The sequence below is a fragment of the Lentzea sp. genome, from assembly GCF_036380075.1.
Lineage (GTDB): Bacteria > Actinomycetota > Actinomycetes > Mycobacteriales > Pseudonocardiaceae > Lentzea.
Window position 1 is genome coordinate 1 of record NZ_DASVFL010000201.1, and the last position, 10,448, is coordinate 10,448.

11 protein-coding genes are annotated in these 10,448 nt (G+C 71.7%); 9 read left to right on the top strand and 2 right to left on the bottom strand.

Annotated elements, in window-relative coordinates:
* On the top strand, nt 1-201 hold a 201-nt coding region (locus VF330_RS21965; RefSeq protein WP_330853518.1), incomplete at its 5' end, for a helix-turn-helix transcriptional regulator.
* A 16-nt stretch (nt 202-217) separates the two neighbouring features.
* Here the strand turns inward: VF330_RS21965 and VF330_RS21970 are convergent.
* Nucleotides 218-814, bottom strand: coding sequence for a flavoprotein (locus tag VF330_RS21970; RefSeq protein WP_330853519.1), 597 nt, complete (start codon nt 812-814; stop codon nt 218-220).
* Nucleotides 815-1,136: 322 nt separating this feature from the next.
* Here VF330_RS21970 and VF330_RS21975 point away from each other — a divergent pair, with 322 nt between their 5' ends.
* Genes VF330_RS21975 through VF330_RS21985 form a run of 3 tightly spaced genes read left to right on the top strand, consistent with a single transcriptional unit; the run spans nt 1,137 to nt 4,827 of the window.
* Nucleotides 1,137-2,300, top strand: coding sequence for a DUF3267 domain-containing protein (locus VF330_RS21975; protein WP_330853520.1), 1,164 nt, complete (start codon nt 1,137-1,139; stop codon nt 2,298-2,300).
* Nucleotides 2,297-4,342 (top strand): tetratricopeptide repeat protein, encoded by a 2,046-nt coding sequence (locus tag VF330_RS21980; protein WP_330853521.1) that lies wholly within the window; start codon nt 2,297-2,299, stop codon nt 4,340-4,342. The genes VF330_RS21975 and VF330_RS21980 overlap by 4 nt, the downstream gene beginning before the upstream one ends.
* On the top strand, nt 4,339-4,827 hold the full coding sequence (locus tag VF330_RS21985; RefSeq protein ID WP_330853522.1) for a flavin reductase family protein: 489 nt from the start codon (nt 4,339-4,341) through the stop codon (nt 4,825-4,827). Before VF330_RS21980 ends, VF330_RS21985 begins: the two co-directional genes overlap by 4 nt.
* Nucleotides 4,828-4,847: 20 nt before the next feature.
* Here the strand turns inward: VF330_RS21985 and VF330_RS21990 are convergent, their stop codons facing one another.
* The gene (locus VF330_RS21990; RefSeq protein ID WP_330853523.1) at nt 4,848-5,660 is read right to left on the bottom strand and encodes a VOC family protein; all 813 of its coding nucleotides are present in this window, start codon (nt 5,658-5,660) and stop codon (nt 4,848-4,850) included.
* Nucleotides 5,661-5,988: 328 nt separating this feature from the next.
* On the opposite strand from VF330_RS21990, the gene VF330_RS21995 reads away from it, so the two are divergent.
* The 5 genes from VF330_RS21995 to VF330_RS22015 all read left to right on the top strand — a co-directional run.
* On the top strand, nt 5,989-7,200 hold the full coding sequence (locus VF330_RS21995; RefSeq protein WP_330853524.1) for a S8 family peptidase: 1,212 nt from the start codon (nt 5,989-5,991) through the stop codon (nt 7,198-7,200).
* A 135-nt stretch (nt 7,201-7,335) separates the two neighbouring features.
* A complete protein-coding gene (locus VF330_RS22000) occupies nt 7,336-8,208 on the top strand; it encodes an XRE family transcriptional regulator (protein WP_330853525.1) in 873 nt (290 codons plus the stop codon).
* Between the two features lie 155 nt (nt 8,209-8,363).
* Nucleotides 8,364-9,923, top strand: a complete 1,560-nt coding sequence (locus tag VF330_RS22005) for a hypothetical protein (protein WP_330853526.1) — start codon at nt 8,364-8,366, stop codon at nt 9,921-9,923.
* Nucleotides 9,924-10,022: 99 nt separating this feature from the next.
* The gene (locus tag VF330_RS22010; protein ID WP_330853527.1) at nt 10,023-10,208 is read left to right on the top strand and encodes a hypothetical protein; all 186 of its coding nucleotides are present in this window, start codon (nt 10,023-10,025) and stop codon (nt 10,206-10,208) included.
* Between the two features lie 6 nt (nt 10,209-10,214).
* Nucleotides 10,215-10,448: transposase (locus VF330_RS22015; RefSeq protein ID WP_330853528.1), on the top strand; the 234-nt coding region annotated here is incomplete at its 3' end.

Genomic DNA, 10,448 nt, shown 5'->3' on the forward strand with positions numbered 1-10,448 from the left:
CTCGGCATCACGGCGCGGGAGAACGAGGTGCTGCGGCTGCTCGCCGAACAGCTCGGCAACACCGAGATCGCCCGGCGGCTCTACATCTCGCCGCGCACGGCCGAGAAGCACGTCGCGAGCCTGCTCGCCAAGACCGGTGAGCTCGACCGCCGGTCGCTGCACAGGTTCGCCGTCGACCACGTGAGCGGACTCGCGGGCTGAGCGCCCGGCCGGACGGTCAACCGGTGAGCGGCACGGCCTCGGCCCCGGTGTCCTCCTCGACGACGCCGTCGAGGAGGACCTCCAGCCAGGCGACGATCAGCTCGACCGCCTCCTCCGGCTCCGGCATGCCGATGCCGAGCACGTTCTCCTTCTGCCACAGCTCGAAGACGGGACGCCGCTGCGGTTCGACCACGGTGTGCCCGTCCGCGCGCAGCGCCTCGACGTGCCGGCGCGTCACCGGCTTGTCCCACATGACCTCGTTCATGGCGGGGAAGAACAACGCGGGCCGGGTGGCGGCCAGCACCGCCGTCTGGGCCGGTGACGCGCCGAGGCCGAGCGCGCAGCCCGCGAGCACGTTCGCGGTGGCCGGCAGCACGACGATCCCCAGCGACCGCCGGGCGAACTCGACGGGGTTGAGGTCCGGGTCGTCGCTGACGCACACCTCGTCCGCGTACCAGCCCGCGACCTCGCGCCGCAGGAACCGCTCGGCGCTGTGCGTCAGCAGGACCCGCAGGCTGAGATCGACCTCCTGCCGCAGCCACGTCAGGTACCCCGGCATCCCCAGCGCGGCGCTGGATCCGGTCACGATGATCGAAAGCGCGTCGTCTCGCATGCCCACACCGTGCGGCACCCGGCCCGGCGGCGGCTATGGGGGCGAGCCCCCGTTCCCCGTCCGGCCGCCCGCCCGGATTACGGGGCCTCGTCCCTACTGCCCTGCCACCCCCGCCGCTGACACGGTGGGTCCTGCCGACGCCTCGGCGGAACGGAGGTGGACCACATGAAGAAGATCGCGATCCGGAAGACCGGCTCCATCAAGCTCACGACTTCGGCGCCCGGCTACTGCACTCCTTGTTGCTGATGAACCGGGCGGATGGCCGCCCCCGTGCCCCGACGCACGCGGGCGGCCATCCACCACCGACCTCTCGGAGTCGTCGATGTCCGTGCAACGCCTCGAGTTCCACCCGCTGACCTTCGTCGAGGAGCACGACGGGATCACCGTCGGCCGGCCCGACGCCGAGTCCTACGCCACGCTCCCCGAGGACGGGGTCGCGCTCCTGCTCCGGTTGTCCGAGGGCATGCCGGTGCCGGAGGCGGCCGACTGGTACCGGGCGCAGTTCGGCGAGCCCATCGACATGGACGACTTCGTGGCGGCGTTGCACGAGCTCCGGTTCATCCGCGAGGACGGCGAAAGCCCGGTGGAGCGCAAGGAAGTCCGCTTCCAACGGCTCGGTCGTGCCGTGTTCTCGCCACTGGCCTGGGTCGCCTATGCCGCACTGGTGGCGGCAGCGCTGGCCGTGCTGGCGTTCACGCCCGCGCTGCGCCCGCACGCGGACCACGTCTTCTTCACCTCGTCGCTCGTCGCGGTGCAGGTCGTGCTGACGTTGTCGCAGGTGCCCGCGATCCTGCTGCACGAGAGCTTCCACGTGCTCGCCGGGCGCAGGCTCGGCCTGCCGTCGAAGCTCAGCATCGGCAGGCGGCTGTACTTCCTGGTCGTGCAGACCGAGCTCGACGGTCTGCTCAGCGTGCCGCGGCGCAAGCGGTACCTGCCGTTCCTCGCGGGCATGCTGGCCGACGTGCTGCTGTTCAGCCTGCTGACGCTCGTCGCCGCGCTGACGGGGCCGGACCTGGTGGGGCGCCTGGGTCTCGCCATCGCGTACATGATCGTGCTGCGGCTCGCGTGGCAGTTCTACGTGTTCCTGCGCACCGATCTCTACTTCGTCTTCACCACGATGCTGGGCTGCACGAACCTGCACGAGGCCACGATGGCCTTCCTGCGCGGCAAGTTCGCCTGGCTGCCGGGTGTCCGGCCGTCCACATCGGACGACGAGGACTGGTCGCCGCGCGACCGGCGGGTGGCGCCGTGGTTCGCCCTGGTCACCGTCGCCGGCGTCGTCTTCCTGCTGGGGACGCTCGTCGTCGCGGTCGTGCCGGTGGTCGTGGGGTTCGCGGTCCGGACGTGGACCGCGCTGGCACAGGGCACGCCGGGCGGCGCCGGGTTCTTGGACTCGGCCGTGTCCGTGCTGTTGATCGTGGTCCAGGTCGTCCTGCTGGTCGTGGTCTCCCGCCGCGACCGCGTCTCGGGGAAGGAAGCAGCATGAGCGAGCACCTGTGGCGGACCGGTCCGCGGGCCGAGGCCTTCGGTGACGAGGAGGTCGACTGCCACCGCCGGCTGCGGGGGCCCTACACCGGCGTGGGCACGCTGCTGCGCCGGCTGGTGCCGGACGCGCACACCCGGTGGCCCGACCTCGTCAGCCGGCACGCGCTGGAGATCCTGTCCGCCGCGCCCGAGCTGTCCGGCCTGATCGGCGCCGGGCCGCAGACCCTCACGTCGCTCGCGATCCCCAGTGAGCGCACGAGGATCTACCCGGCGAACCGCACGCGGCGGCTCGCCCACGGCATCTTCGAGTTCCTGCGGTCGTACGCCGGCCTGGCCGGCCACGACCCGTTGACGCTGGCGTTCACGAACCTCGACGAGGCCGACCACACCGACCAGGAGTTCGCCGCCATCGCGCTGCGGCGCGCCGGCTCCGGCCCGCTGCGGTTCGTGGTCACTACCCGCACCAAGAACGTCGTCGACGAACTGAGCGCCTCACTGCACCAGTACGCGCGGCAGACCGCCGCACCGCCACGTGCGGCTTTCGCCGGCAGCGACGAGGAAGCGCTGCGGGCGTTCATCGGTTCCGACTGCGTCTCCGACGACCCCCGGCAGCTCGCCGCGTACGCCTCCGCCGACCCCGCCGTCGTCGCGCGGCTGCACGACGACCGCGCTGCCGAGCTGACCGGTGGGGACAGCAGCCTCGCGCTGGGTGCACTGCTGTACCACCTCGAACACGGCAGCGACCCGGCCCAGACGGGCAGCACCGCCATGCTCGACGCGGCGAACCACTGCTTCGACATGGGCTTCTACCACGCGCTGCTGGACATCGTGCCGCGCGGCAGGGCCATCACGGACCCGTTCGCGGAGCAGGAACGCCACTGGCTGCTCACCACGAAGATGACCACCGCGCTCGCCTCCCTCGACCGCAGCCTGGAAAGCCTGCCGTACTACGACGAGCTGCGGGAGCGCTACACAATTCCGATGGTGCACCTGTTCTGCTCCTACGCGATGGCGATGCTCTACACGCGCCACCACCCGCCGGAGCACAAGGACCACCACCAGGCCAAGGTGTTGCTCAACAACGCCGTCGCCATCGCGTCGCTGTTGCCCGACATCGAGCAGCGCACGTTCCAAACGGTGTTCCAGAACAACGGCAAGGCCCTCGTCGAGATGCACCTCGGCAACCTCCCCGGATCGCTCGACCTCGTCAACGAGGGCGTCAAGCGGCTCGACGCGGAGCTGGACCCCGACAAGCACCAGCTGCACCGCTCGGTGCTGCTGAACAACAGGGCCAAGGTGCTCGTGGCACTGGGCCGCGTCGAGGAGGCCCTCGCCGACCTCCACGCGGTGATCGAGGTCGACCCCAACTACCCGGACTACTACTTCGACCGCGCCGACGTCTGGCGCAAGCTAGGCGAGCCGGAACGGGCGCTGTCCGACTACGCGACGGCCACGACGCTCACCGCTCCGTTCGTCGAGCTGCACTACAACCGCGCCGACCTGCGCGCCGAGCTCGGTGACCTGGAGGGCGCGATCGCCGACCTGTCCTACGTGGTCGAACTGGAACCGGACCAGCTGGACGCGCGGATCAACCTGGTCAGCCTCCTGATCGACACCGGCGCGTTCGACACCGCCCGCGCCTGCGTCGACGAGGGCCTGCGGGTGCACCCGGAGGACGCCCGGCTGGTGCACGCGAGCGGCCTGCTCGCGATGGAGACCGACGACCTCGACCTCGCGGCCAGGGAGTTCGACCATGCGCTTCGCCTCGACGCCGGCCTCGTGGCCGCCCGTGCCAGCCGCGCCGCCCTCGCGCACACCCTCGGCGACCAGGACGCCGCCGTCGAGGACCTCACCATCGCCATCGAGCTCGACACCGCCAACCCGGACCTGCTGTACAACCGGGGTTTCGTGCTGCAGGCGGCCGGCCGGTTCCGCGAGGCCATCGACGACTACTCCCGCGCACTGGTGCTGCCCGGTGCCGACGAGCCGGAGCTGCTGCACCAGCGGGAGAGGTGCGAGGCAGAGCTCGTGGACCACCGATGACCACCCGTGCTGAGGCCGCGCTGACCGGCGCCGACTTCCTGGCCTTCATGCGCGCCTGGCCCACCGGGATCGCGGTGGTGACCGGCACCGCGGACCACGCCCCGGTCGGCTGCACGGTGAACGCGTTCACCTCGATCTCCCTGCGCCCGCCGCTGCTGATGGTCTCGCTGGCACGGCACAGCGGCACGCTCGCCGCGATCAGGCGGCACGGGTCGTTCGGCGTCAACGTGCTCGGCTTCGCGCACCGCCTCCTCGCCGCCCGGTTCGCGGCACCGGGCGGCGACAGGTTCGCGGACGTGCCCTGGAGCCCGCGCCTCGGCATCCCGGTGCTGGACGCCGCGATGGCCGCGGCGGTGTGCGAGGTGCGCCAGGTCGTCGAGGTCGCCGACCACGTGCTGGTGTTCGGCAGCCCGTGCTGGAGCGGTCACCGCGACGAGGACGACCCGCTGGTGTTCTTCGGCAGCGCGCACCGCCGGCTCGGCTGACCGGCGCCCCGGTGCCGGGCTCAGTCGTCGTAGGGGTCGTCGGCCGGTGACGCGCTGTCCCAGTCGGAGGCCTGGTCCGGGTCGATGATCGCGAACCGCGTGCCGAGCGGGTCGGCCAGCACCGCGACCTGCCCCAGCGGTGAGGGGTAGGGCTGGAAGCGCAGCCGGGCGCCCGCGGCACGGGCCCGCTGCAGCGTCCCGGCGAAGTCGAGGCCGGGCGGCACGGCGAAGTGCGCGATCCACCTGGGCGGCACGGTGGCGGGGGTGTCCAGGGCCATCCGGACGCGGCCGATCACGGTGTCACCGCCGGTGGAGTACACGACGTGGTCGACGGCCTTGCCGTCCCCGACCTGGCGCTGCTGGTAGCCGAAGAGCGCGCCGTAGAACGGGTCGGCGCGCCGCGGCCCGCGAGTGACGAACTCCAGCCACACGAGCGCGCCGGGCACACCGGCCGTGAAACCCCAGCCGTCGACCGGCTGCGCGATGCCGCCGGTCGACCCGCCGGGGTCGTCGACCAGCACCTTGGCCACCAGACCCGGCAGGACCTGCGGCCGGGTCTCCAGCACGGTGCCGCCGAGTTCGTGAACCCGCTCGCCCGTCGCGGCCAGGTCGCCGACGGCCAGGTAGGGCGTCCAGTCCAGGGTCCGGCGTTCCAGCGGGCGCAACCCGGCCACCGGCTCGCCGTCGAGCAGGGCGACCGCGTAGTCCTCCCCCGCGTCGTCGCGGATCCAGCGGTACTCCCAGCCGAAGACCTCCTCGTAGAACCGAATGCTGCGCTCAGTGCGGTTCGTGGCGAGCTCGACCCAGCACGGATGTCCCGGTCTGATGATCATGAGAAGGCGTTCGCTCCCGTGCAACGTCGGTGGCTGTCGGCGTGCGGGCCTGCGGAGGCGCCCACGATTCCACCGTACCCGTCCCGCCGGATCACCCGCGCCTTTCGTCCTATGTGGACAGACATTCGCCGGGACCCCGAGCGTCACCTACCGGATAACGGTCGTTCGCCCGGTGTTCGCGGTAGGTGGTGCGGTAGGTGGTCGCCGCGGCACCGACTTTGAGTGTTGTCCGCTGGTCAGGGGCGCTCTTACGTTCGTCGGGCGGAACGGACGCGGTCACCGCCACGGTTCCCGACCCGCACTCCCTGCGAAGCAAAGGTGCACCTCGATGCGCAACAAGATCATGAGGGTGGCCGTCTGTGCGGCCGCCGCGGCCGGGCTGGTGGCGCTGTCCGCCGGCACCGCCTCCGCCCAACCGGCCGCGGGGCCCGCGATCCTGAACGCGACCTCCTCCGACGCCGTCGCCGACCGCTACATCGTCGTCTTCAAGGGCGAGGACGACGTCCAGGATTCGGCCGCGGCCATGGCCAAGCGGTACGGCGGCACCGTGCGCAAGACCTACGACAAGGTGGTCGACGGGTACTCCGCGACGATGTCGGCGGCCCAGGCCGCGAGGCTCGCCAAGGATCCGAAGGTCTCCTACGTCCAGCAGGTCAACCGCATGTCCACCATGGACAGCCAGTCGCCGACGCCGAACTGGGGCGTCGACCGGATCGACCAGCGCGACCTCCCGCTGAACCGCACGTACGACTACCCGTCGAGCGCGGGCAAGGGTGTGCGGATCTACGTCGTCGACAGCGGCATCAACGCGAACCACACCGAGTTCACCGGACGGATCGCGGCGGGCTACGACTACGTCGACAACGACCGCGTGCCCCAAGACTGCAACGGGCACGGCACGCACGTCGCCGGCACCGCCGCCGGAACCCGGTACGGCGTGGCCAAGAAGGCGACGATCGTGCCGATGCGGGTGCTCGACTGCAAGGGCAACGCCTATGACGACGACATCCTCGAGGCGGCGGACTGGATCGCGAAGAACGCCGTCAAGCCCGCGGTGGTCAACTACAGCATCGGCTGCCGCCAGCGGTGCAGCACCCCGGCCATCGACAACGCCGTGAAGGCCGTCGTTGACAGCGGTGTGCAGTGGGTGCAGGCGGCGGGCAACTCCAACGACGACTCCTGCTACTACAGCCCGCAGAAGGTCTCCGCCGCGGTCACCGTCGGCAACGCGACCTGGGAGGACGGGCGCCGCTTCGACAGCAACTACGGCTCGTGCCTCGACATCTGGGCGCCGGGCACGGACATCGTGTCGGCCTCCTACAGCAACAACACCGGCACGGCGACGATGTCGGGCACGTCGATGGCCTCGCCGCACGTGGCCGGTGCCGCGGCGCTCTACCTGGCGCAGAACCCGTCGGCCACGTCCGCCCGTGTGCGGGACGCCCTCGTGCGCAACGCGACCACGAACCGGTTGAGCGGCATCGGGTCGACCTCGCCGAACGCCCTGCTGTACACCGCGTTCCTCAACGGCGCGGCGTAACACCGAGCCCGGTGCCCGGCGAGCCCCGAACTCGCCGGGCACCGCTCTGCGCCTCGGCACTTGAACTCCCGCGCGAAGCCGCCGACCATACCCGGACACGTGCCGGGCCCGGCTCGCGGCGACGGGAGGACGACGATGTCCCAGGAGGCCGGCCGCGACCGCTCCGCGTCCTTCGCCGAGGCGCTCGACGCCGCCATCACGGCCAGCGGGCTGACGCTCGACCGCGTCCGGCACCGCCTCGCCGAGCAGGGCGCCGAGGTCGGCATCGCCACCCTGAGCTACTGGCGCCGCGCCCGCCGCCGTCCCGAGGGACCCGAGTCGCTGCGCGCGGTGCAGGTGCTCGAACACGTGCTGGGCCTGTCCCCGTCGTCCCTGGTGGTGCTGCTGGGCGCGCCCCGCCCGCGCGGCCGCTGGGTCACCCGGCCCGAAAGTCCGCACATCGCGCCACTGGTCGCCGAGTTCGACGACCCGGACGAGGGCCGTGGCGCGCTGATGTCCGCGCACGACGTCTTCACGGTGCGCGCCGACCGCACCGAACGCGGCGTCCGGTCCAGGGTGGTGCTGCGCGGGCTCACCGGACTGGTCCACCGCCACCTCGTGCGCTACCAGGCCGACGAGCCGGGCACCGCACCGGAACTGGCCGCCGTCGAGTTCTGCCGGGTCGGCCGGACGGTCGTCGACGCCGCCTCCGGCCTGATGGTGGCCGAGCTGCTGCTGGACCGGCCGCTCAAACCCGGCGAACACGCGATGGTCGAGTACGCGCTGTGCGCGCCGCCCGGCCCACCGGTCGAGTTCTACTCCCGTCGCCTCCGCGGCCCTGTGGGTGAGTACGCACAGCTCGTGCGGTTCGAAGGAGATCCGCCAGGCGACGTCCGCACGTTCCGCAAGGACGGCCCGGACGCACCCGAGCACACCACCGAACCCCTGCATGTGGGCCCGTCCGGGACCAGTGCCCTGATCGTGCACGACCTGAAGCCGTGCGTGGTCGGCACGCGCTGGCGCTGGTGACCGGTTTTTCACGGCATTGACCTCATTCCCGCACGCAGCGCGGCCCTTTTTCACACAATTGACGCGGCCGTTCCCGGTCCATTGCCGCGGCGGATTTCGGGATTCATCCTTTCGACCGGCACAACGCCGTGCCCACCCCGAAAGGCTTCCCCTGCATGATTTTCCACGTCATCGCCGCCGTGGCGGTCGCGTCGGCGGCCGCACTGGCCAGCCCGCCGCCCGCGACCGCCGCGGCGCTCTGCCCGCCCGCGCCGGAGTCCTGTGTGGACACCGAGCTCACCCTCGACCGGCTGCCCGCCGTCGGCGAGTCCGCGACCGCGACCCTGCACCTCCGTCCGAAGGCCCCTGTCGAACGGGCCCGGCTCGCCGTGCGGCTGCCCGCCGGACTGCGGCTGACCGACCGCGGCGGGTTGCCCGCACCCCGCGAGTCCGGACTCGGCTCGGTCGCCGAGCAGACCGTCGACCTGACCACCGCCCGCACCCTGCGCTTCACCGTCACCGCGCAGCAGGCCGGCCCCGCGCAGGTCGAGGCCACCGTGCGCACCGACGCGCGGCCACGTCCCGCCCGTGCCGCGGCGACCCTCACCGTCGGCGCCCGGCCAGGTTCGTCCACGACCGGTGCGGACGGCACCGGCCTCGCCGCGGTGTCCCGCACCGGCGTCCGGACGACCCAGGCCGCCGCGAACCAGGTGTGCGCCAAGGGCACCTACAGCCACGCGACGCCGAGCGGCACGTGGAAGCCCGTACGCAACGCCGGTGTCGCCGTCGAGGGACGTGCCACGGCAGGGTCCCCGGTCGTGACCTACGCGTCCGGCCTGACCGGTGTGCAGGACGGGTCGTACCGGCTGTGTTTCCCGGCCTCCGCCGCGTTGTCGCAGCTGTGGGTGCGTTTCACCGCCGACTCGGGCCTGTGGCAGGTGCGGCCGTTCACGACCTCCGACGCCTACCGCAGCTACACCGCGGCCAGGACCTCCGTGGCGGCCGGCACCGAGGTCGACTTCGGCGTCACCGTGCCGGCCGACTTCCAGATGCGCGGCTGGCGGGCGTTCGACACGATCACCCGGCTGTGGGGCGTGCACGGCACGAGCAGGTGCTGGACCAGTGCCGAGACCGGCGCCTGCCGCAAGCTCTCGATCTGGTGGCACGCGGACAGCACGGTCGGCGCGCACTGGGAGAACTTCGTCCCGATCCCGGACCGGCACGTCGAACTGGCCGCCGCCGACCCCGACTCCGAGCACCTGGTGGTCCACGAGGCGGCGCACGGGTTGATGGACGTGCTGCACCAGGGCTGGTGGCCCGTCACCGACTGCCCGAGCCCGCACTTCCCGAACCGGGTCAGCGGCTCGAAGTGCGGGTGGACCGAGGGCTTCGCCAACGCCGTGGCCGGGTACGTCATGGGAGACGGCAAGTACGTCTACGTCAACGGCGCCGAGGTCGACCTGATGAACACCCGCTGGTTCGACTCCTCGCAGGCGCCGTCGGCGACCAACCTGCAGAACGGCGACCAGGTGGAGGCCAGGGTCGCCGGTGCGCTGATCACGTTGTGGCGCAAGGTCGACGGCGGTCCCGTGCCGACGTTCGAGAGCCTGGCGGGCAACCGCACGAGCACCTTCCGCGAGTGGTTCCTCACCCGCCGGCCGGGCGCCGGGCTGGACGTGTCGGCGGCGACCCGCGACCTGGTCTACCGGCACACGATCGACTACCGCTCCGCCTAGGGAAACCCTCGGGGCCGGAACGGATTTGCATCCCACGCATCCCGATCCGGCCCCGGAGGCCTCTATACGGGTGCAGGTGAGTTCGCCCGGAGGAACCAGATGCCAGCAGCCACGCCGTCGTCCACCCCCGCGGTCCTGGTGGGCCGTGCCGCCGAACTGGGCCGGGCGCGGTCCGCCGTCGTGGGGTGCAGACCGGCGCTGGTGCAGGTGGAGGGCGAGGCGGGCGTCGGCAAGAGCCGCCTAGGGCGTGTCCTGCGGATCTTTCTCATGATCGTGTGCAGATGATGGTGTGTGGTCGGACGTGGTGAGCTGACAGACAAGGCCTGGGCGCGGATCGCGCCGTTGCTGCCCGCCCAGGGTGGGCAGCGTGGTGGGCGGTGGCGTAGCCACCGTCAGGTGATCAACGCGATCCTGTGGAAGGAACGCACCGGTGCGCCCTGGCGTGACCTGCCGGAACGGTATGGCCCGTGGAAGACCGCGCACGAGCGGCTGCGGAAGTGGACCGCGGACGGGACGTGGGACCGG

Excerpts from the sequence above, each read along its gene's own strand:
- VF330_RS21985 (WP_330853522.1), top strand. The coding sequence starts at position 4,339 with ATGACCACCCGTGCTGAGGCCGCGCTGACCGGCGCCGACTTCCTGGCC.
- VF330_RS22005 (WP_330853526.1), top strand. The coding sequence starts at position 8,364 with ATGATTTTCCACGTCATCGCCGCCGTGGCGGTCGCGTCGGCGGCCGCA.
- VF330_RS21990 (WP_330853523.1), bottom strand. The coding sequence starts at position 5,660 with ATGATCATCAGACCGGGACATCCGTGCTGGGTCGAGCTCGCCACGAAC.
- VF330_RS22010 (WP_330853527.1), top strand. The coding sequence starts at position 10,023 with ATGCCAGCAGCCACGCCGTCGTCCACCCCCGCGGTCCTGGTGGGCCGT.
- VF330_RS21995 (WP_330853524.1), top strand. The coding sequence starts at position 5,989 with ATGCGCAACAAGATCATGAGGGTGGCCGTCTGTGCGGCCGCCGCGGCC.
- VF330_RS21980 (WP_330853521.1), top strand. The coding sequence starts at position 2,297 with ATGAGCGAGCACCTGTGGCGGACCGGTCCGCGGGCCGAGGCCTTCGGT.
- VF330_RS21970 (WP_330853519.1), bottom strand. The coding sequence starts at position 814 with ATGCGAGACGACGCGCTTTCGATCATCGTGACCGGATCCAGCGCCGCG.
- VF330_RS22000 (WP_330853525.1), top strand. The coding sequence starts at position 7,336 with ATGTCCCAGGAGGCCGGCCGCGACCGCTCCGCGTCCTTCGCCGAGGCG.
- VF330_RS21975 (WP_330853520.1), top strand. The coding sequence starts at position 1,137 with ATGTCCGTGCAACGCCTCGAGTTCCACCCGCTGACCTTCGTCGAGGAG.